Below are 24,454 nucleotides of genomic sequence, written 5' to 3' on the forward strand. Positions count from 1 at the left end.
CACACATTTTTATTATTCTCCGTTTTTTCTCAAAATCCTTTTTTATTTTTCAAATTTTCTGATGAAAGAATGACATGATAGTAAGTATAGTGATATACTTATCTAAGATTTTTGAGGTGAATGACATGTTTGATTTTGAAGAAGAACTTAAGAAGCTCCCCCATGTCCCAGGAGTATATCTCATGCACGATTCGGGGGATCATATTATATATGTAGGAAAAGCCATAGATCTGTACAACAGAGTACATCAGTATTTCCAGACCGGCTACAAGAAATCCCCGAAGATTCAGAAGATGGTATCCCATATTGCATGGTTTGAATATATTGTCTGCGGTTCAGAGATCGAGGCTCTCGTTCTAGAGTGCAACCTTATAAAGGAGCACAGACCGCACTACAACACCATGCTCACGGATGACAAGGGTTATCCCTATATCCGCATTACTGTGGAGGAGGATTACCCGCGCATACTGTACAGCCATCAGATGAAACGGGATCACTCCAAATATTTCGGCCCATACACCAATTCCAAAGCGGTGAAGGATATCATAGAGCTGATGAAAAAGCTGTATCACATCAGGAGCTGCAACAAGGTTCTGCCAAGGGATATGGGCCTTGAAAGACCCTGCCTGTATCACCAGATAAAGCAGTGCATGGCGCCCTGTCAGGGATATATCTCCAAGGAGGATTACAACAAAAATGTCCAGGATGCCATAAGCTTTCTGAACGGCAACCACGGTCATGTGATCAGGGATCTCGAAAAGCAGATGAAGGAGCTGTCCGAGGATATGGAATTTGAACAGGCCGCCGAGATCAGGGATCTGATAAAGAGCATCCATCACATTGAGTCCACCCAGAGAGTCGGTGACACAAGCGCAGACGACAGGGATGTGATCGCCATGGCCACCGATCTTGGAAATGAGTGTGTCATATCCATATTCTTCATAAGATCCGGCAAGATGATCGGCAGGGAACACTACCACATGAGCGGCGTAAATGCTGAGGCTTACAGCACGATCATGGAGTCTTTTCTCAAGCAATACTACGCTTCCACTCCATATCTGCCAAAGGAGATCATTATCGAGCAGCAGATCGAGGACTACAAGGTCATCGAGGAATATCTGAGCGCCCGCCGGGGAAGTCAGGTACACATCATTGTTCCCCAGAAGGGAGACAAGCAGAAGCTTCTCAAGCTGGCAAAGGACAATGCTTTTCTGGTCATGAACCAGGATGCCGACAAGCTCAAGCGTGAAAAGGAGCGCACTGAGGGTGCGGCAAATGAGCTGGCACAGCTTATCGGAGTTTCATCCGCAAGACGCCTTGAAGCATTTGATATATCGCATATAAGCGGCTATCACTCCGTGGCATCCATGGTGGTATTTGAAAACGGACGCGCCAAGAAGAATGACTACAGAAAGTTCAAGCTCAGGACCATAGACGGGCCGGATGACTACGCAAGCATGAGGGAGGTACTCACAAGAAGGTTCACAGACGAGCGGTTTAATATCTACCCTGATGTACTCATGATGGATGGCGGCCGGGGTCAGGTCAACATAGCTCTGGAGGTTCTTGACGAGCTTGGTCTCAACATCCCGGTATGCGGAATGGTAAAGGATGACCACCACAGAACCAGAGGACTCTATTACAACAACAAGGAGATAGATTTTCCTGCAAATACACAGGCCTTCAACATGATAACAAGACTTCAGGATGAGGCCCACAGATTTGCAATCGAGTACCACAGAAGTCTCAGAAGCAAATCCCAGATCCACTCAGTTCTGGACGATATTGAGGGCATCGGTCCGGCAAGGAGAAAGGCTCTTCTGGCATACTTCAAGGACATAGACAAGATCCGTGCCGCCAGCATTGCTGATCTCGAGATCCCGCAGGGAATGAACAAGACTGCAGCCACTGCGGTATATAACTTTTTCCACAACGATAAACAGAAGTAACGAGGATTTTATGATGGAATACAACTTTTTTGCACTTATATCACGAATGAAATATATTGACAGATGGGCACTCATGAGGAACAACCGCGAGGAGAATCTGTGTGAGCACTGCCTGGAGGTGAGCATGATAGCCCACGCACTGGCAACCATCGGCAATGTACGCTACGGCAAGACTCTGAACGCCGAGAGAGCTGCACTCATAGGTCTCTATCACGATGCATCGGAGATCATCACCGGCGACATGCCGACCCCAGTGAAATACTACAACGATGATATCAAGACAGCCTTCAAGGATGTGGAAGATATCGCATGCCACACACTGCTTGACAAGCTGCCGGACGATCTCAGACCAGCCTATGAACCGATATTCTTTAAGGATGCCGACGACGAGAATGATGTATATCTTTGGAAGCTCGTCAAAGCGGCTGACAAGCTGTCCGCCCTGATCAAATGCATGGAGGAGACAGGATCGGGAAATACCGAGTTCTCCAGTGCCATGGGTACGATCATGAATTCCGTGTCACAGATGGCTGAGACTTATCCTGAGGTAAACGACTTCGTGTGTGAGTTTTTACCGGCATACGGCAAGACCCTGGACGATCTTCAGCAGATATAATCTAAAGCAGATATAGAAAAAAGAGAAGCCGGAGCTTTTTGCCAGCCCCGGCTTCTCTTTTTTTGATCTTATTATTGTTTTAATTTTATTCCTGTTCAACATTTTGTTCAGCATTTTCAACTCTGTTGAATATCTCCATGAACTCCTGGCCTGTTATCGACTCCTTCTCTATCAGATACTGTGCGATGGCATCCAACGCATTCATGTGCTCTGAGAGAAGCTTCTTGGCCTCATCATATGCCTTCTTGAGCTGATTCCTAATCTCCTCATCGACCTTTGCAGCAGTCTTGTCTGAACACTGGAGCACTGCATTTCTGTCGAGATATTTTCCCTGAACAGTCTCAAGCTGCATGAGTCCGAACTTGTCTGACATTCCGTACATGGTTATCATCGCTCTCACTGTCTTGGTCGCCTGCTCTATATCATTTGCCGCGCCGGTGGTCACTGACTCGAATTTCAATTCCTCTGCAGCTCTTCCGCCGAGGGTCGTCACAATGTTCGCCTCAAGCTCAGCCTTGGTCTCCATATACTTCTCTTCCTCAGGCACCTGCCATACATATCCCAGAGAACCCATCGTTCTAGGAACTATTGTAATTCTCTGAACAGGCTCAGTGTGCTTCTGGAGAGCAACCAGAAGAGCATGTCCAACTTCATGATATGCAACGACCTTCTTCTCCTGGTCGCCGAGCAGCTTGCCCTTCTTCTCTTTTCCTGCAAATACAAGCTCCACCGCACCAATCAGATCAGCCTGTGAAACCATGCTCCTTCCGGATCTGACCGCAGTGAGCGCCGCCTCATTTATTATGTTGGCGAGATCTGCTCCAACCGCACCTGCTGTGGCAAGCGCAAGCTCACGGAGATCCACAGTCTCATCCATCTTGACATTTCTGGAGTGTACCTTCAGCGTGTCTATTCTACCCTGAAGATCCGGCTTCTCAACTATTACTCTTCTGTCAAATCTTCCCGGTCTCAGGAGTGCCTTGTCAAGTGTCTCCGGCCTGTTGGTTGCAGCCAGTATCACTATTCCCTTGGATGTGTCAAATCCATCCATCTCGGCAAGAAGCTGGTTCAGTGTCTGTTCTCTCTCCGAATCACCGCCCCTCACGCTGTCTCTGCTCTGGCCTATGGCATCTATCTCGTCTATGAATATTATACAAGGAGCCATCTCAGATGCCTGTTTGAACAGGTCTCTGACTCTCGATGCTCCGACTCCCACGTACATCTCCACGAAGCTTGATCCCGACATGGAGAAAAATGGCACGTTTGCCTCTCCGGCAACAGCCTTTGCCAGAAGTGTCTTTCCGGTTCCCGGAGGGCCGACCAGCAGTGCTCCCTTTGGAAGCTTTGCACCTATAGCCATATACTTCTTAGGGTTGTGAAGGAAGTCGACCATCTCAGTCAGGGATTCCTTTGCCTCATCCTCTCCTGCAACATCTGCAAATGTGACTCCGGTCTTCTTCTCCATATATACCTTGGCGTTTGATTTGCCAAAGCCCATCATTCCGCTCCGCCTTGTCACGAGCGAAAGAAACAGATAGAATGCAGCTATCATTACCACATATGAAAGTATCGTTCCGACCATGGCTGAACCGCTCTCGTCTTTTCCCTCGTATGTTGTGGCATACTTCTCATGGGCCGTCTTAAGTCGGTCTGCCAGCTTATCGTCGCTTATCCTCACAGTCACATAGGTGTTCTTGTCCAGAGTTCCATCAGACTCCTTTGAGGTAAATTTGATCTTCTTGGCATATATCTCTGCATTGTCCACCTCTCCCGAATCCAGCATCTCCACAAATCCGCTGTACGGGATCTCTTTTTTCGTTCCATTTGTGATCTTGTCGTATGCTCTCCAGCACAGCAGTGTCAATATCACCGAGATGACAAGCAGAACCATGACATTCCTGTTTTTGCCTTTGTTGCCATTATTCTTGTTGTCGTCATTCTTGTCGTTTTGTTCTTTGTTGTAATCGTTATTCAACACGTTTCTCCTTTTACTCTGATATGGATATCCCATTTATCCATCTATGACTTTACCGCCTAACAAATTATAAGTCAAGTAAACTGTTTGTATGAAATTGTCTTTATTGACATTACGGGGGCTCCGGGGGTACACTTTTTTACAAATTGACAAATATATTCTATATGGGAGGGCTGCAATGCCGGGATACATAATACACCTGTGCGAGGGCAGATACATCGCAGATAAACTTCATATTTCAAAGGAATCCCAGCCGGAGCTGCTGAATGATTTCCTGCTGGGCTGCGTTCTTCCAGATGCGGTTACGGACAAAGCCCTGACACATTTCAGGCCGGAATGGCAGAACGATCTCATAACAAAATATCCGGACATCGATCACATATTGTCAGAATATCCAGTGGAAGCTATGACACCTGCCGACCTTGGCATACTTGCCCATCTCATGATGGACGCCGCCTATGTGGAGGAATTCTGGCCGCAATATTTTCAGTTTGAGGCAGGCGATAACACTCCCACCTGTGTGACACGCGACATAGACCATGTCCGAATGCACGAGCTCAGCATGCAGCCGGAGGGAAGGTGCATCCCATTCCGGGATTTCTTCTCAGAACAGTTTTTCTACGGTGATTACAATGTGACAAATCCATTGTTTATCAGGGATTTCTCACCGATCATACCGAAGGTTTCATCACCTGATATGACCATAAAAAAATGTCTATGTTTCTCACAGAGCAGACTGCGGAGTGATCTCGACTCATTCACCTCCATAGGCACCGATGTAGGCAATAATACAACGAATGTATTTCCATATAAAGCACTTAAGGACTTTATCATCTCTCAGGCGGACAGATTCCTCCGCCTCATAGATAACAAAAAAGCATCCACCAGATAAGCCTGTTTCCAGGCTCACCCGGTTGGATGCTTTTTATAGTTTTATTTCCGGCTTTCCCTTATCTAACTGTCAGTCACTATTTGACAACGATCTTCTTTACTGTTGAGTATGAACTCTTATATGTTGTCTTACCTGACTTGTTAAATGCACGCACCTTGAAGTAATATGTCTTGCCTTTCTTCAGGCCCTTCTTGGTGTATGAAGTAGTTCCTGCCTTTCTTATGGTTGCAACAGCCTTATACGTGCCACGCTTTGATGTTGACATGTATACGATGTAACCTGTCGCTCCCTTGGCTCTCTTCCATGCAATTTTCGCCTGCTTGACTCCGGCCTTAGCTGATACAACAGGTGTTGCAGGAAGTGTAAATCCTGATACATATGTTCCGGCATTCTCTACGATCGCCTTTCCATCCTTCTTGTATGCCACAACTCTGTACTTATACGTTGTTCCGGCACTGAGCTTTGAGCTTACAAATACGACCTTTGACTTGCTTGTGATGGTCTTGATCTTGACTGCTCTGTTGCCGCGGTATCTGTAAACTATGTATCCATCAGCGTTGTTTACCTTGCTCCATTTCATCGTTATTGATGCATTGCTTCTGGCACTGATCTTAAGATTCTTGACTGCCGATGGCGTTGTCATGATCCTTGCTGTAGCATCCTCACCAACGAGCTCCTTGCTGCCGACCTTCTTGTATGCAACTACCTTGAATGTGTAAGCTGTACTTCCAGTCAGACCGTTTACATTATAAGCTGTCTTTGATGTCGAACCAAGATATTTGTAATTGTCCTTTGCTACAAGTCTGTATACCTTGTAGCCTGTAGCTCCCTTAACTGTATTCCACTTGAGCGCTATCGACTTCTCTGCCCTGCTGCTGAATGAAATACCTGAAACCTTAGCTGGCTTTGTTGCTGCATTTATGACTGTCTTCTCGCTATACAGTGTCTTGCCTGACGACTTCACATATGCTGATACCGCAAACTTGTAATCAGTTCCCGCTGCCAGACCTGTGATATTGCTGCTTGTGCCCGTCACTGTTGCAACCTTCACATATGTCTTCTTACCTGTATCATATCTGTACACCTCATATCCCTGGGCATATGCACTGCTGCTCCATGATAGCTTCAGTGATGTTGTTGTCTCACCGCTTGCCGCAAGGTTCTTCACCTTTGCAGTAAGGATGTTGAATGTAACCTTCTTTGTTCCGTAGAAGTTGTTAAGTCCTGTGATCGTAACACTTGCAACACCCGGCTTCACGTTGTTGCTGTACTCAACCGTGTACTCCTTTGGATTTATCACTGTACTGCCGATCTTAACTGTAACCGCCGGCTTGATCGCTGATCCTGTGTAGGTCTTGTCTGCTATCGCTGATACGGTTGCCTTTGATATGTCAAATGCCTTGATCCTGAATTGCTTTGTAACGCTTCCCTTGTAGTCGCCCACGAACTTCACAGTGACTGAAGCCTTACTTGTTCTCGTCATGGTGATTCCGCTGTTGTTCTGGTATGTGATCGTGTAATCTCTGCCTTCCTTCAGCACATTTGTTCCCCATGTTATCGTGACATTATCAAACTTAAATGCTGTGCCCTTGTATATAACCTCGGACTCAATTCCGTTTATAACAGCCGTGTTGCTTATATCTGCCTTGCTTATCACAAAGCTCTTCTTTACAGAATCTGTGTAGTTGCCTGCACCTGTTATTGTTATGACTGCTGTTCCTACATGAACATTGTTCTCGTACTTCACAGTATAGTCCGTTCCCTGGCTGAGCTTCTGTCCATCCAGTTCAACTTCAATATCCTGTGTTATTGCATTACCTGTGAATACCTTTCCTGTAATACCCTTGATCTCAGCTCCAGCGATACTCTTCTTTGTAATTGCAAAGTATCTTGTCACTGAATCCTTGTAGTTGCCCTTACCGGTCACAACCACCTTTGCGCGTCCTGTCACATCTGTGTTCATATCGAAGCTGAGTATGTAGTCAACTCCCTCTGTCAGCTCCACATCACCATTCTTTACCTTTACAACAGGTATGAGCTGGTTTCCTGTGTACTCGATCGATGTGCTGCACTCAACTGTACAGTTCTTGATACTTCTTGCTGTTATCTCAAATGTACCTGTTGTCTCTCCGGTGTAGTTGCCCTTTCCTGTTATGCTTACCTCTGCGGTTCCGACCTCAGTGTTGTTACTGTAAGCCACTGTGTAATCCGCTGCTGATAACACAACACCGTTGACTGTCACTGTAACGGCTGGAGTTACCGGCTTTCCTGTGTATTCCGTATCCTCTGCCACAACTACTGCATTATCGATTGATGCCGCTGTTATGGCAAATGTTGCTGTCACACTTCCTGTGTAGTTAGACCGGCTTCCTGCTGTAGCTGTAACCGTTGCTGTTCCAACGTTTACATTTGAAGCATATCTCACTATGAAGCCCGCGATATCTTCATCGTCAAGCACAAATGCTCCGTCACTGCTGTTAATAGCTGTAACTGATGGAGTGAGTGTCTTTCCGGTGTATGTCATGCTACTCTTTGAAAGCTCTGCTACATAACCTGTTACGTCTCTCTTGACGATCTCGAAAGTTGCCGTCTTAGAACTTACGTAGTCTCCATATCCTGTGATCGTCACTGTGGCAGTTCCAACATTATAGTTATTGATGTATGAAACCTTGTAATCAGTTCCCTGTACAAGCGTCTTGCCACCGTATGTAACATTTACCGCAGGTGTGATATTCTTCTTTGCAAACTCCTGATCAGGTATTGCACTGATCTTGGCTCCGCTTATATTTACAGGATCCTTTGTAATGGTAAATTCTCTCTCCACAGTTCCTGTGTAGCTTCTCTTACCTGTTACTATTGCCTTTGCCGGCTGTCCGCCTGCTGTAGGCTCAATATTATTGCTGTACTCGATCTCGTAGTCAACACCCTCTACAAGCACCAGATCTCCATATGTAATTGTGAGCTCCGGCTCTATCTTCTTGCCTGTGTAAATCTGACCCTCGATCTCGCTCACATGACAGTCTGCAAGATTTCTTCTTGTTATAGCAAAGTATCTGTTAACACTTCCTGTGTAGTTGCCAATACCTGTGATGGTAACACTTGCCTTGTCCGTCACGTTCTTATTTCCACTGTATGATACAGTGTAGTCTCTTCCTGCCACAAGTACATCGTCGCCGTATGTTACCTTAAGTCCGGCAAATGTTATTGCCTTTCCTGTGTAGGTTACGCTGTCTTTTATACCTGTTATATCTGCATCTGCAATATCAGCACCGCCAATAGCAAACAGCTTGCTGGCAGCTCCTGAATAATTGCCCTTTCCTGTTATCACCGCAACTGCTGCCGTTGTCACCTCGACATTGTTCTTGTAGCTTACGGTGTAATCCCTGCCTGCCACAAGCTCTCTCTGTCCGTCAACAACCGTGAGCTTTGGTGTAACCGCATTACCGGTATAATTCTGTCTGTCGATGTCCTTTATCTCTACAAGAGATATGTCTCTGGCTGCGATATCGAATTTCTCAACCGCCGTTCCAGTGTAGTTGCCTATACCTGTGATGGTAACGCCTGCCTTATCTGTGTCTGTTGTGACATTCACATTGTCACTGTATGAAACTGTAAAGTCTCTGTCCTCCACAAGAGCTGTTCCGCCAAGTGAAACTGTAACTGCAGGTGTAAGTGGATCTCCTGTGTATCTTGCCGATGCCACCGTAATGTCTGCATCTGCAAGATTTCTGGCACTTATCTTAAATCTTGCTGTGGTGCTTCCACTGTAGTTACCCATACCTGTGATGGTGAGCACTGCACTGTCTGTCACGTTCACATTGTTGCTGTAGTCTGCTCTGTAGTCGCGTCCCTCAACAAGTGTCCTGCCTCCGAGTGTAACTGTGTGATCCGGAGTTACAGCTTCACCCGTATAAACTCCGTTTCCAACCTTTACTGAAGCATTGTCGACTGAAGCACCTACTATTGCAAATGTCTTGCTGACACTTCCTGTGAAGCCTTCACCCTCAAGTGCCTTTATAGTAACCTTACCTGTTCCAACATTTGTATTTGACGAGTAGCTGATCTCAAGGTTGTCAAAATCAGTAACTGTCACTGTCTTTCCAGCTCTCTTCACTGTAAATGAATTGATCACCGGTTTTACTGCTGTTCCTGTATACATATACTCGGATGCATCAAGAGCTATCTGTCCATCACTTATATCGACAGGATTGATGTTAAACTTAGCCGATAAAGATCCGGTATTTGAATTGATACCTCTAACTGTTACGGTTGCCACACCCTCATCGATGTTGTCCACATATACGAGTGCGTAATCCTCGCCGTATACAAGTGTCTTTCCACCAAATGTAACTGTCACATCCGGTGTGAGCGGCTGGCCGAAGTTGTAAAGCTGATCACTGATCTTGCTTATCACAGCCTTGGATATATCCACAAGATTCTTAGATATCGTGAAGTTCACTGTTATGCTTCCTGTGTAGTTACCAGATCCTGTGATCTTGATCTCAGCCTTCGAGCTGGCCGTTGTCTCATTTATGTTGTTGCTGTACTCTGTCTTGTAATCTGTTCCAGACACGAGAGCCTGTGCTCCGTCTCTCACTGTGACCTCAGGTGTTACAGCCTTTCCTGTGTATACCTGTCCGCCAATCGCATCGACGCTACACTTGCTTATGTCCTTAGCTGTGATCTTGAATGTTCTGCTCAGCTCTCCGCTGTAATTGCCGATACCTGTTATCACAACCTCCGCACTGTCTGTCACGTTTACATTGTTCTTATACTCTACTGTGTAATCCTCATCCTCGGACAGTTTCTTTCCGCCCAGTGTCACAACAATCTCACCAAATGTTATGGCCTTTCCTGTGTATTCTGTGCCGGCTGGTATACCTGATACCTCTGCGTCCTCAAGAGTGAGACTCTTTATACTGAAGTTCTTCTCTACAGTTCCCTTGTAATTGCCCTTACCGGTTACGATAAGCTTGGCTGAATCTGAAACCTCTATGTTGTTCTCATATGTCACAGTGTAGTCCGTTCCTGCAACAAGCTGTACTCCATCGAGTGTCACCTTTGCATCCGGTCTGATCTCACTGCCGCTGTACATCTGATCCGGTATATCATTGATCTTCGCCTCATCGATCGCCTTTGGCTCAATGTCGAATGTTGCAGTCACAGTGCCCTGATAGTTTCCTGTTCCCTTGACGGTCACAGTCGCCTTTGACTTTGCTGTCGTAGCGTTTACATTGTTGCTGTAAGAAACAACATAATCAATGTCTGCATTTAATATCTCATCATCGAGAGTTACTGTCACAGCCGGTGTAAGTGGCTTTCCAGTGTAAACTGATGACTGGACATTCACATCTGCCTTGCTCAGATCCTTTGCAGTTATCGCAAAGTATGCGACAACTGTTCCCTTGTAGTTTCCTGTACCGGTCACTGTGAGGATGGCTGCTGTTCCAACATTTACATTGTTGCTGAACACCACATTAAAATCTGTTCCCGCAGTGAGTTTCTTGCCATCAAGTGTCACTGTATATGCAGGCTTTACTGCACTTCCTGTGTACACATGGTCTTCCACATCAACTACAGCCTGTGCGATATCCACCTCTGTGATCTCAAACTTCTTTGTCACAGCTCCTGTAAATCCGCTTCCCTTTGCTGCCTTTATAACCGCACCAGCAGTTCCGACATTTGTATTGTCCGTGTATGTCACATCAAATGCTGTCATAGATGTCACTGCCGTCGCCTTGCCATCCCTGCTTACTGTTATCATCTTAACTGCAGGTCTGATCTCTGATCCCGTGTACTCAAATGAGTCATTCTCAAGTACAACCTCAGCAGTTGTTATATCTACTGGCTTTATGGCAAATGTTGTGCTCACCGAGCCTGTGTTCTTGTTGATACCATTTGCCTGTATCGTCGCCGTACCTTCATTGATATTGTCGATGTATACAAGCTCGTAGTCCACATCCTGTGTCAATGTCTTGCCGCCATATGTAAGTGTAACCTCTGGTCTTATGGCATTTCCAAAGTTGTAATACTGGTCATCGACCTTGCTCATTACAGCCTTTGATATATCCACAACCTCCTGTGCGATGGTGAATACCGCACTGTTGCTGCCTCTGTAGTTGCCCTTACCTGTTATGGTGACCTCAGCACTGTCTGTCACATCTGTGTTGTTGCTGTAAGTAATGTCATAATCCTTTCCGGTCTCCAGTATCCTTGCGCCATCTCTGACTGTGATCTCAGGCTCAACCGCCTTACCTGTGTATATCTGTCCGCCAATCGGATCAATGCTGCATCTGCCGATATTCTTAGCTGTTATGGCAAATGCTGTTCTAACCTGTCCGCCGTAGTTTCCTGTGCCCTTTATGATCACATATGCAGGATTCTTCTCATCTGTAACGTTCAGGTTGTTCTCGTAGCTTACTGTGTAGTCCGTACCGTTCACAAGTGTCCTGCCGTTTACTACAACTGCTATATCTGCAAATTCAATGGCATCTCCTGTAAATACTACCGCATCCTGGATTCCACTTATCTCTGCATTGTCTATGCTGTATGCCTTTATAGCAAATGTTCTGGTCACTGATCCCTTGTAGCTTCCTCTACCTGAGATAATAGCGCTGGCCTTGTCTGTAACCGAATCGTTGTTCTCGTATGCCACTGTGTAATCAGTGCCCTCTGAGAGGACATTGTTGCCATTTACAATTCTCAGTTCAGGTTTTACTGCCTGACCGCCGTATGTCTGATCTGGTATCTCCGGTATGTCAAGCTTTGATATATCCATAGGAGTTATAGAGAACTCTCCCTGGACTGTTCCTGTGTAGTTGCCTGTTCCTGTCACTGTCACAACAGCCTTTGCTGTGTCAGATGTGACATTCACATTGTCGCTGTAGCTGAGCTTATAGTCAGTTCCCTGAACAAGAGTCTTTCCATCAAGGACTACACTGACTGTTGTCGTAACTGCGCTTCCTGTGTATTCAGCATCATCGGCCTTTACCTCAGCCTGTGATATCCTCTTAGGAGTTATGCTGAACTTCTGTGAGAGCTTTCCGGTGTAATTTCCGGTTCCCTCTATAGTAACCAGTGCATTGTCAGTAACATTCACATTGCCTGAAACTGTTACCTTGTAGTCAACGCCCTCTGCAAGAGTCTTTCCTCCGAGAACTACTCTGCATACAGGAGTGATTGCGCTTCCCGTATATACTGCACTGTCAACGCTGACCTCTGCCTGCTCTATTGAAGCTGCAACGATCCTGAAGGATGTGCTTGTGCTTCCTGTATAGCTCTGGCCTTCGCCTGCGGCGATCTTAACTGTAGCCGTACCGACATTTACATTGTCTGTACATGTGATCTCAAATCCTGCGAGATCTGTGAGTACCTTCTTAACTCCATTTCTTGTGACTGTTATCGATTCTACATCTGCTGTTACCGCATCTCCTGTGAAACCATATGAATCCTTCACAAGTGCGATCTCTGCAGTTGTTATATCTATAGGAAGGATCTTGAATGTCTTACTTACCTCGCCCTTATTCTGGTCGATTCCCTTCACTGTAGCTGTAGCCGTACCGGCCTCAATGTTATCAGTGTAGGTTACGCTGTAATCAACATTCTCTGTAAGCTTTCTTCCTCCAAGATTTACACTGAGTGCAGGTGTGAGCTCCTCACCGAAGTTGTAATACTGATCTGCGATATCACTTATCACCGCATTTGAAATGTCGAGCACTTCCTTTGCGATGGTGAACTCTGCTGTAAGCTGTCCGGTGTAGTTGCCCTTACCTTCTATAACTGCCTTGGCATTCTTGCCCACCTCGATATTGTCACTGTAAGATACCGTGTAGTCTCTTCCATTTTCGAGTACCTTTGATCCATCTCTTACTGTAACCTCAGGGGTGATCTCCCTGCCTGTATATGTCTGTCCTCCGATGGCATCGACCTTGCACTTCTCAAGACTTCTTGGGGTTATGCTGAAGGCTGTTCTTATCTGTCCACCGTAGTTGTCGTTACCCTTTATGATAACGTATGCCATGCTGTCCTCAGTGGTTGCATTGACATTGTTCTCATAACTTACTGTGTAATCTGTTCCATATACAAGTGTCTTTCCATTCATCACAACTGTTATGTCCTTAAAGGTTATGCTGTCACCTGTATATTCTGCGCTCTCAGGTATTCCTGTCACAACCGCCGGTGCTATGCTTGCTCCGCATATCTCAAACAGCTTTGTAACGGTTCCCTGATAGTTACCCTTACCTTTGACTACTGCTCTCGCCTCTGTAGTCTTGTCTGTATTGTTGCTGTATGTTACATCGTAATCTCTTCCCGCAACAAGAACTGTGTCTCCGTTTCTTACGACCACAACTGGCTCTATCGCCTCGCCGGTGTATTCCTGAGCATCAATGCTGTCAACATCGGCTGCTGTAAGAGTCTTTGCCGTGATGTCAAAGTAAACTGTGAGCTTTCCTGTGTAGTTGCCCATGGCCTTGATGATCGCTGATGCCTTCTTCTCAGCCGTTGTGACATCTATGTTGTCTGCGTATGTAACTGTGTAGTCCTCACCCTTGGTCAGAGTCTTGCCTCCAACCTCAAGAACTACATCAGGTGTCAGCGCAGATCCTATATATACCTGAGCCGGTATGCTGCACTTTCCGCCGTCTATGCTCTTTGCACTGATCTCAAATGTCTGGCTCAGTACGCCCTCATAATTACCGCATCCGGTGATCTTTAACAGAGCGTCCTCTCCTGCCTCTACATTGTTTTCAGCCGATACCGTGTAATCCACGCCTGCTGTCAGCACCTTATCTCCCAGAGTTACCTTTACATCCGGTATAACCTCTGATCCGGTGTACTCAGCATCTGCCACGCTCACGACCGCACCGCTTATGCTCTTTCTTGTGATAGTAAATGTGGTTGATGCAGTTCCGGTGTAGTTCGTATCCTTTCCTGCACTTACAGTAACCTTTGCCGTCCCGGCATCTGTATTGTCACTGTATTCCACAGCGAATGAAGAGAGATCTGTGATACTCTCTGTCACACCACCATTAGGAACGCTAAGTCTTGTCACTGCAGGTGTAATCGCCTCACCTGTGTAGGTGAATGATGTTCCCCTGAGAACTACTGACGCCTTTGATATATCTGCCGGCTTTATGACAAATGTCTTTGTAACCGACTTGTTGTAATCACCTGTACCTATGATCTTTACAGTTGCAGTTCCCGCATCAATATTATCGGTATAAGTCACTGTATAGTCGGTGTTAAGTGTAAGTACCTTTCCTCCAAAGCTTACCTTGACTTCAGGGGTTATGGCCTGTCCGAACGTATATGTCTGATCCGGAATAGCCTCTATCTCAGCCTTTGATATATCTGTAAATACTCTTCCTATAACGAATTCCTTCGTTACCTTTCCTGTGTAGTTGCCCTTTCCTGTGATTATAGCCTTAGCCTTTGTTGTCTCTGTAGTCTCATTTATATTCGACTCATATGTGACATCATAGTCAACGTCGCTCACAAGAAGAACATTACCATTTCTTATCGTTACTTCCGGCTCTATGGCCTTTCCTGTGTATATCTGGCTTTCAATCTCCTCGACATCACATTCCCTGAGATCCTTTGCCGTAATCACAAAGTGTACATCCTTGCTTCCGGTGTAATTGCCTGTACCTGTTACTGTAAAGTATGTACCATCCTCTGTTGTGACTGCCTTGTTACCCGTGTATGTGATCCTGTAATCAATTCCCTCTGTGAGGATCTCGCTTCCATCGGCAACTATAATATCTGCAAATGTCACATCAGCACCTGTGTAAGCCACAGACTCACTGTATCCGCTGATGGCGACTCCTGTAAGTGACTTAGGTACTATCGCAAATGTTGTTCTGAGGGTTCCTACATAGTTGCCATTTCCTGTGATAACCACCTGTGCAGGTGCATCCTTTGTCGTAACATCTGTGTTTCCTGTGTATTCAGCCTCATAGTCAACACCGGCTTTCAGTGTTGTTCCATCAGCCATGCTTACTGTCACTGCCGGGGTGATAGGACTTCCGGTATATGTCTGATCACTGATCTTATACGCAACTGCACTTGAAATGTCTGCTGCAGCTATTCTGAAGGTCTTTGTGATAGTGTCTTTATAATTGCCGGTTCCCTTTACTATAACGTTTGCCGTGCCGACATTGACATTCTTCTCATAGGTAACTGTGTAATCCACACCATTTGTCAGAAGCTTGTCTCCAAGTGTTACTTCCACATCAGGAGTGAGCTCCTTACCTGTGTAGATCTGATCTGCGACTTCCACATCGGCATCAGTGATCGTTCTCTCTGTTATAGCAAACTCTGCACTGACGGTTCCCTTATAATTGCCACTTCCTGTAATCTTTACAGTACCCTTTCCTACGTTTGTGTTACTGCTGTAGCTCAGAGTGTAATCCCTGCCCTCTGTCAGAACCACTGTACCAAGTGTTACCCTGACAGCCGGTGTAAGAGGTGTTCCCTGATATACCGCATCGTCTACCTCAACTGCTGCGCCTGACAGATCTGCCTCTGTTATGGCAAACTCACCTGTCACGCTGCCCTTGTAGTTGGTGTTGCTCTTTGCTGATACGCTGATGGACGCTGTTCCTACATTGACATTGCTGCCAAAGCTTATGTCAAAGCTGTCCATATCAGTTATCATCACATCTCCAAACTCTATGCCTGTAACCTCAGGCTTCTGGCTCTTTCCTGTGTACACAAAGCTTCCCTGATCTATAACCACACGGCCTGCTGATATGTCCGCAGGGTTGATGGCGAAGCTTACTCTCTTTGTCTTGGAGTAATACTTTGTTCCGGTTATGATCACATATGCTGTTCCAGCATTTATATTGTTCTCATATGTTAAGGTGTAATCTGTATTCTCTTTCAGTGTAATTCCGTTATACATAACAGTGACTGAAGGAGTTACAGCCTTGCCAAAAGCATATGTCTGCGCCGGTATAGCCGACACTGTAGCACCGCTTATATCCACAACGCTTCTTGTTATCGAGAAGTAGATAACTGCAGTTCCCGTATAGTTGCCAATACCGGTGATCTCTGCCTTCGCCTCATCCGTCTCGTCTATATTGTTGCTGTATGTAACTTCATAATCTGTTCCGGCCTTCAGAGTAACGCTGCCATTCTTTATGGTGAGCGCCGGCTCTATGGCCTTACCTGTCCATGTCTGTCCCTGGATCGGGCTGATGTCGCAATTTGCTATATCTGCCTTTGTTATCTTGAAGGCTGCAGTCTTCTCACCGCTGTAATTGCCTGCTCCGATGAATCTGATAGTCGCTGTTCCGATCTCCTGATTATCAGTGTACTCAACTACATAGTCCTGATTCTCTACAAGCTTTGTATCTCCACGTGTGAGTTCATATCCTGTGAGGACTATGCTCTCACCGGTATACTCTACACTCTCAGGTATTCCTGTTATGACTGCATCTGCAAAGTCTGCCTTTGTTATCTCAAACTCAGCCACACACTGACCTGTGTAATTTCCACGGCCTGTGATAGTTGCCTTTGCCTTTCTTGAGTCTGTTGTAACACTTACATTGTCGCTGTATGTGACGTCATAATCACTGCCCTCTGTCAGAACTATCTCTCCGTTCTTGACTGTAACCTTTGGACTGTGGGCTGTTCCATCGTATACAACAGACGCTATAGGTGAGACCACGCACTTGCTTATATCCATTGCGGATATAGTGAATGTCTCTGATGCTGTTCCTGTGTAATTGTGTTTACCTGTTATCGTCACTGTGGCTGTACCCTTATCGGTATTTCCACTGTAGTCAACATCATACTCGGTGTCTGCGATCTGCTTTCCACCTAATGTAACTGTTATCTCCGGTGTAAGCGGAGCTCCAGTATACACCTGATCTGCAACAGTTATCTTTGCTGCACTTATGGATCTTGCTGCGATCTTGAAGGTCGTCTTAACTGTTCCGGCATAGTTGCCCATACCCTTCACAGTAACCGTTGCTGTTCCGGCATCGGTATTGTCAGCATATCCCACTGTGTAATCTGTTCCCTCTATAAGCTTTGTCTGTCCCAGATATACTGTCACTGTCGGCTTGAGTGCAGCACCTGTGTATGTCTGATCGGCAACCGTGAGCTGGGCATCTGTGATGTCTGCCGCAGTGATCGCAAATTTGCCTGTAACTGTTCCCTTATAGTTTGAACTGCTTCTGGCTGTGAGAGCTATCTCTCCACTGCCTACATTTATATTGTTGCTGTATGTCACGTCAAAATCTGTGTCAGGCTCTATGCTGCCGCCAGCCAGAGTGATTCCTGTCACTACAGGCTTGATCTCGCTTCCGGTATATCCGTAAGCATCCTTCTCAAGCTCAAGGACTCCTCCTGTCACATCGAGCTGTTCGATAGTAAATGATGTCTCTACGACTCCATGATACTCTCCGGCTCCTGTCACGATTATGTATGCCTTTCCGGCATTCACATTGCTCTGATAGCTTACTGTATACGCATCCTCTGGAAGCACCTCTCCATCCAGTGTAACTGATATAGCCGGTGTGATCTGCTTGCCATAGTTATATACAAATGGTCCCTTGTCTGTTATCGAGATGACCGCAGGTGTTATATCTATAACTCTCTCTGCTATCATAAATGTCTTCTGTACAGATCCGGTGTAGTTGCCCTTTCCTGTGACAACCGCCTTTGCCGGCTTGTCTGCTGTTGACACCTCAATATTGTCGCTGTATACGACATCATAATCCGTGCCCTTCACAAGAGTTCTGCTGCCATCCTTGACTGTTATGTCAGGTGTAAGTGCCTTTCCTGTGTGGGTCTGTCCCGGAATATCGCTGACTGTACAATCCTCTATGCTCTTTGCTGTGATAGTGAATGTCCAGCTTGCTTTTCCTGTATAATTACCCTTTGCACTGAAGATGATATTCGCCTTGCTGCTGGCAGTAGATACATTCAGATTGTTGACATATTCAGTCTCGTAGTCCACACCATTTACAAGCTTAACACCGTCCACAGTGAGCACAGCCTGATCAAATGTAATAGCCTTTCCTGTGTATACGACTGAACTCTCCACGCCGTCCATCTCTGCATCTGTTATATCCTTCTGTCCAATTGTAAATTCTACACGTCTTGTTGTACTGCTGTCATAGTTACCCTTACCTCTGACTGTAACTGCAGCCTTTGAATCTGTGGTCGATGCATTGACGTTATTCTCATAGTCGACAGTGTAATCTGTTCCCTCTGTGAGAACCGCATCTCCATCCTTAACTGTTATATCCTGTGTTATCTCAGATCCGGTGTATGTCTTATCTGCCACACCTGCAACCGTAATGCCCTCAGCATTTATACTTCTCGCATTTATGACAAATGTGCCGTCAAGCTCTCCGGTATAGTTGCCCTTGCCTTTGATCTTGAATTTACCGGTTCCTGCATTTGTAACTTCGCCTTCTACATACTCTACTGTATAATCCTGTTCCTCCACAAGTTTCTCGTCTCCAAGTACGACTGAGATCTTCGTGGTGAGCGGCTTACCTGTATAGCTCTGTGCCTGAGCACTTACCTCTGCTCCCGTGAGCGACTTCGCACAGATAGTAAAGAGAAGCTTTACCTCTCCTGTATAGTTACCTGTACCTGTCACCATCACGCTTGCCTTATCGGAACACTCCACATTGCTGTCGTAGCTGAGTGTATAGTCGACATCCTTCTTGAGAATGACATTTCCACTTCTGACAACCGGCTCAGGAGTTATCTCAGATCCGGTATAGCTGAACTCTGTCTGCTCAAGGCTTGCCCAGCTCTCCTCTATCTTCGCTGCAGTTATTGTCGCTGCGATATCAAAGCTTCCTGTAAAGTTACAGTCAGCCTTTGCAGTAACTGTTATTGTTCCTGTTCCAACATTTATCAGGTTCTTCTGTGTTACAGTGAAATCTGACATGTCCGTCACAGTGTACTTCTTGCCATCAACTGTGATGACAAAGCTCTCCACTGTAAATGTCGTTCCAGCCGGTGTGTACACCGCTGAATAAGTCTTAGATGCCACTGCCTTTGCAATAGACAATGGAAGTATCTTGAATGTCTTCTCGACAGTTCCTGAATATCCCTGTACAGCGATACCTGTAACTGTCATTGTCGCAGTTCCGACATTCACATTGTTTGTATAAGTTACCGTATAGCAGTCAGCGTCAAGCTTCACGCCATCCACTGTGACTGTTGCAGCCGGCTCTATCTTATCTCCCATGTGGTATGTCTGATCTGCTATATCAGCAACATCCGCATCTGTTATCTTGACGATCTTCTTGGCAATATCAAATGTTGCCTTCACAGATCCCTTATAGTTGCCTGTTCCACTTATATCAGCAACAGCCTTTGACTCGGTTGTTGTGACATTGATATTGTTGCTGTATGCAACGGTATAATCCGTTCCCTTTACAAGAGTGTTTGCACCGTCAGCGACAGTCACTTCAGGCTCAACAGCCTTTCCTGTATAGATCTGTGCGCTGATCGGCTGAACTGTGCAATCTGCTATATCCTTCTGCTCAATCACGAACTGAACTGTCTTCTCACCGGTGTAATTGCCCTTACCTGTGATAAGTATCTCTGCCTTGCTGTCAGTTGTGGAAGCATTTCTGTTATTTGTATATTTCACTGTGTAGTCAGCAGCAGTGAGCTTTCTGCCCGACACTGTAACTGCCAGTCCTGCAAATGTTATATCTGCGCCAGTGTATACCACACTGTCCTCAACGCCTGTTACAACTGCCTTGCTGACTGATGCAGAAACAATATTGAACTCAATCTTCTTTGTTCCGCTGTATACGCCCTTACCAGTTATGGTTATCGACGCCTTAGCTGAAGCCGTGCTGACATTCTCATTATTATCATATGAAGATACAACATAGTCCTCACCCTCAACAAGCTCGGTGCCATCGTAGCTGACTGTTATATCCGGTGTTATCGCTGAGCCTGTGTATGTCTGGTCAGCTATATCAGCCACATCGGCTCCGGCAATATCTATAGCCTTTATCTCGAAGCTTCCTGTAGCGGTTCCATCGAAATTGCCATCCTCCAGAGCTGTTACCGTGATCTTAGCTGTACCAACATTGATATTGTTGGCATACTCAACGCTATAACTTCCTGAAGGCACTGCCATTCCGTCCTTGCATGTAACTGTCACCGCAGGAGTCTGTGCCTTACCTGTGTATGTCACACTTGAAGCTGAAACTGTTGCACCTGTAATACTCTTCTTGTATATTACAAATTTCTGTGTGAGCTCTCCTGTATAGCTGCTGTCCGCCTTTGGAGTGATGGTCACACTTCCATTTCCAACATTTGTATTCTCACCGTATGTGACATTGAAATCATCAAATGATGTTATTCTGTTGACGGTTCCAACCTTCACAGCCACAAGTGATGGCTTGATAGCAGTACCGCTATATTCAAATGTGTCGCCTGATATGATCAGTGTATCACCTGATATGTCATACTTGGCAATCTTGAACGTGTATTCCTTTGTTCCCTTGTACTTGCCCACACCTGTTATGACAAGTGTTGCGGTACCGACCTCATAGTTGTCCTTGAAGGTATATGTATAATCACCGTTTGATCCGGCTGTCATCTCCTCGCCGTCATAGCTCAGAGTAAAGCTTGGTCTGACCGCCATGCCAAAGTTGTATGACTGATCCTCAAGTCCCGTCAAAGTGATCTTGTCACTTGTGCTTATGTCTATAAATTCCTTAGTAATATTGAAGTATTTGATAATCTGACCTGTGTAATGATCACCACAGCCTGTTATGGTCACTGACGCTTTTCCGGCATCCGTGTTGTCTGCATACTCTACTGTGTAATCCTCATTCTCAACAAGCTTGATCTCACCGTTGTATATATTGATCTCAGGTGTTATAGCTGAGCCTGTCCACAACTGATCCGCTATAGCATCCATCTGACAGTTATACACAGCTCTCTTCTCTATCTCGAAACGTATAACCTTCTGTCCTGTGTAATTTCCTATACCGGTTACAGTGATCGAAGCCTTCTCTCCTGAACCTGTTACCTCTATATTATTCGCATACTCAACAGTATAGTCCTTGTCTCTCTCCAGCTTGATAATTTCACCATTAACGTATCTGGTTACATTTATCACCGGTTCGATGGCCATACCTGTGTACATCTGTGACTGGTCGGCCTGGGTTATTCCCATTCCGCTTGAAGATGAAATGATTGAAACAGGTGTTATCTTGAAATACTTGACGATCTCGCCTGTATAATTATCATTTGCAGCCTTTATTACGACCTTGGCCTCATCTGTCACATCCGTGTTATTGCTGTACTCTACCGTATAGTCTACATCCTGCTCCAGCTCAACACTGCCATTCTTGATGGTGACTGCCGGCTCTAATGCCTCTCCTGTGTACTGGCTGTCGGATATATCTTTGACATCGCAGTCCTCAAGAGGCTTAGGTAAAATGTTGAACTCAAGAACCTTAGTTCCGCTGTATGAGCCCATTCCTTCTATAGTAATAGTAGAAGTTCCTACCTTGTCATTGTTCTTTCTGTCGGTGACTGTGAAGTCTGTTCCCTCCTTCAGAACATAACTGCCATTCTTAATGGTAAGCTCCGGCTTCACCTCGCCGCCGTTATAATACTGGTCAGGTATATCCTCATATGTGAGTTTGCCCATATCACCTGACGGAGCAACTATAGTGATCTGGAATGACTTTGAACCGGAATAATATACCGATGCTGACATGGCAATGACTGTCCATGTTCCGGTCTTCTTGTAGCTGAACGGGAAGGTGTAGTTAACTCCCTCAACCAATGTCATTCCGTTGTATGTAATTGTTATATCCGGCTTTATGTTCTCTCCGGTATATTCATAACTGGACTTATTCACAGTCAGCTTTACATCGGCATCTGAGAATGACTTTGCAAGTATGTTAAATGATTTGTACACAGTACCCGCATAGTCTCCCATACCTGTAAATGTAACCTTACCATTGTTGGTTCCCGGCACGATATTCTCGCCGTAAGCAACAGAGTAATCGGTTCCCTCCACAAGTGTCTTGCCGTCGTATGTCAATGTCACATCCGGCTTCAACTGTGCTCCGGTATATGTCATCGATGATATCGTGGAAAATTCCACATCATTCATGCTGATCTTAGATGTCTTTATCGCAAATGTACCTACACATGTTCCCTGGAAATTGCCGAGACCCTTGATCATGACTCTGGCTGAATTTCCGATCTCCACGTTGTTCTCATAACCTGATATCTCGTAGTCAACGCCCTCCACAAGATCCGTATTGCTGAATGTGACCTTTGACAGGGTTGTGGTCACCTCAGAACCTGTGTACTCGGCGTCATCGGCAGTTATTACAGCTTTGGATATATCCGCTGCAACAATCTGGAACTCACATGGAACAGTTCCAGTGTAATTTCCAATACCTACTATATTAAACTTATGTGTTCCTACATTGTAATCCTTGGCATTCCAATACTCACTGAAGTCATATGAGAAATCCTGGGATAACTTAAGTGTAGTTCCAAGTTCCCTATCCTTGACAGAAATATTCTGTGGAGAAACCTGTATCGTTATGTTGTTTGCGGTGTTGAACACTGCATCATCAAATGTTACAGAGAGATTTTCCGTGCTCCTAGGCTTGATGGTGAAGTTCACCGTCTTTGAACCCACATATGAACCAAGTCCTGATATAGTCAGTGATGGCTTAGATGTGGATGTGGATGCATTTGTATTGTTGGTGTAGTATGACACCTTATAATCCTTGCCCTCGACAAGTGTCGTGCCCTTATACTTAACCACCGGACTTGGAGTCTTGGCAGTTCCGTCATATACAAGGTCGTCATCCACCGTAACGTCAGCGTCTGCTATGCTGTATACCTCAGTTCCCTGATCCACGATCTGGAAAGTCTTGGTGACAGTTCCCTTGAATCTGGTAGGTGCTCCTGTTATTGTGACAGTCGCCGTTCCAACATCTGTATTGTTGGTATACTCAACCTTGTACTCATAGTCATTTGCACCCCACTCGTCTATGCTGTGCAGATACTTGTTGTTGGTCTTGTCCAGTATCTTAACAGCCGGCTTTATAGGTTTTCCTGTATATACAAATGTATCACCCTCCAGTGATATCTCCTGATCACTAAGGTTTGCAGCACTGATTCCGTAGTATATGTAATACTCTCCGTCGCTACCGATCTTATAATTGCTGTTCTTTGCAGCGGACACTACAATTCTGGGACCATCCCCAAGTGGATCCTCCACAACCTCTGACTCCTCGTCATTGTTGTAATAATCCACAACATAGTCAGTTCCTTCTGTGAGGAAATATCCTGATGATGTATTCGCTGTCTTTACATATATCTGCGGCCATACACCACCAGCCTGATATGTGTAAATTTTATTTTTGCAATTTTTATGCTGGTTCGCTTTCTCTTTTCCATCTATATAGAAAAGTGCAGTCGAGGTTATGCTCTTTGCCTTTATAGTAAAGGTACATGTAAGAGTTCCGCTGCAGTTTTTATCAGCATTACCCCTGACCGTAACAGTTGCTGTACCCACATTAACATTATTACTGTACTCTACAGTATAATAATCTGACGACAGCTTCGTGTCGTTGGTCGTATCTCCAATCTTCTTTACCACCAGCTCTGATGCCAGGAGTGTGATCGCTTTCCCTGAATACGTCTTGCCTGATGTAGCTGTCGTATAACAGTAATATCCGTCCGCATTCAGATCTATGGCATCATCCGCCGCCAGCGTGGCAACAGAATCCCCCACATCACTCTGCTTCTCCGCATCACTGGCCGTCGCCACATTCTGTGACTGTGCCGCCAGCACCTGCGCAATCCCTCCGATCGCAATATCACTCTGGAACAATACGGACAATGCCATAATGAATGCCATGAGAAATGCGATCATTCGTCTGCCATAACTTCTTCTCATAAATTACTCCCTGCCTTTCTTGATATGTACATTTGCGGAATAACCAGTATAAGTTTCTGGAAACCCCATTTATATACAATTTTACCAA

5 protein-coding genes are annotated in these 24,454 nt (G+C 45.6%); 3 read left to right on the plus strand and 2 right to left on the minus strand.

What is annotated here, in order from left to right; translation table 11 throughout:
* The first annotated feature begins 125 nt into the window (after window positions 1-125).
* Both uvrC and yfbR read left to right on the plus strand, forming a co-directional pair.
* Window positions 126-1,949: an excinuclease ABC subunit UvrC gene (gene uvrC, locus DW159_RS06015; RefSeq protein WP_117549471.1), complete on the plus strand. Its 1,824-nt coding sequence runs from the start codon at window positions 126-128 to the stop codon at window positions 1,947-1,949.
* A gap of 13 nt (window positions 1,950-1,962) precedes the next feature.
* Complete coding sequence (yfbR, locus tag DW159_RS06020) at window positions 1,963-2,565, plus strand: 5'-deoxynucleotidase (RefSeq protein WP_117549350.1); 603 nt, start codon at window positions 1,963-1,965, stop codon at window positions 2,563-2,565.
* Between the two features lie 85 nt (window positions 2,566-2,650).
* On the opposite strand, the gene ftsH is transcribed toward yfbR, so the two are convergent.
* Window positions 2,651-4,456 (minus strand): ATP-dependent zinc metalloprotease FtsH, encoded by a 1,806-nt coding sequence (gene ftsH, locus DW159_RS06025; RefSeq protein ID WP_117549473.1) that lies wholly within the window; start codon window positions 4,454-4,456, stop codon window positions 2,651-2,653.
* Window positions 4,457-4,718: 262 nt separating this feature from the next.
* Here ftsH and DW159_RS06030 point away from each other — a divergent pair, with 262 nt between their 5' ends.
* Window positions 4,719-5,432: a hypothetical protein gene (locus DW159_RS06030; RefSeq protein ID WP_117549352.1), complete on the plus strand. Its 714-nt coding sequence runs from the start codon at window positions 4,719-4,721 to the stop codon at window positions 5,430-5,432.
* 76 nt (window positions 5,433-5,508) lie between these two features.
* Here DW159_RS06030 and DW159_RS06035 read toward each other — a convergent pair whose 3' ends face one another.
* On the minus strand, window positions 5,509-24,366 hold the full coding sequence (locus tag DW159_RS06035) for a fibronectin type III domain-containing protein (protein ID WP_117549354.1): 18,858 nt from the start codon (window positions 24,364-24,366) through the stop codon (window positions 5,509-5,511).
* Between the last annotated feature and the right edge of the window lie 88 nt (window positions 24,367-24,454).

This window comes from Coprococcus sp. AM14-16 (assembly GCF_003434675.1).
Classification (GTDB): Bacteria; Bacillota; Clostridia; order Lachnospirales; family Lachnospiraceae; genus Coprococcus; species Coprococcus aceti.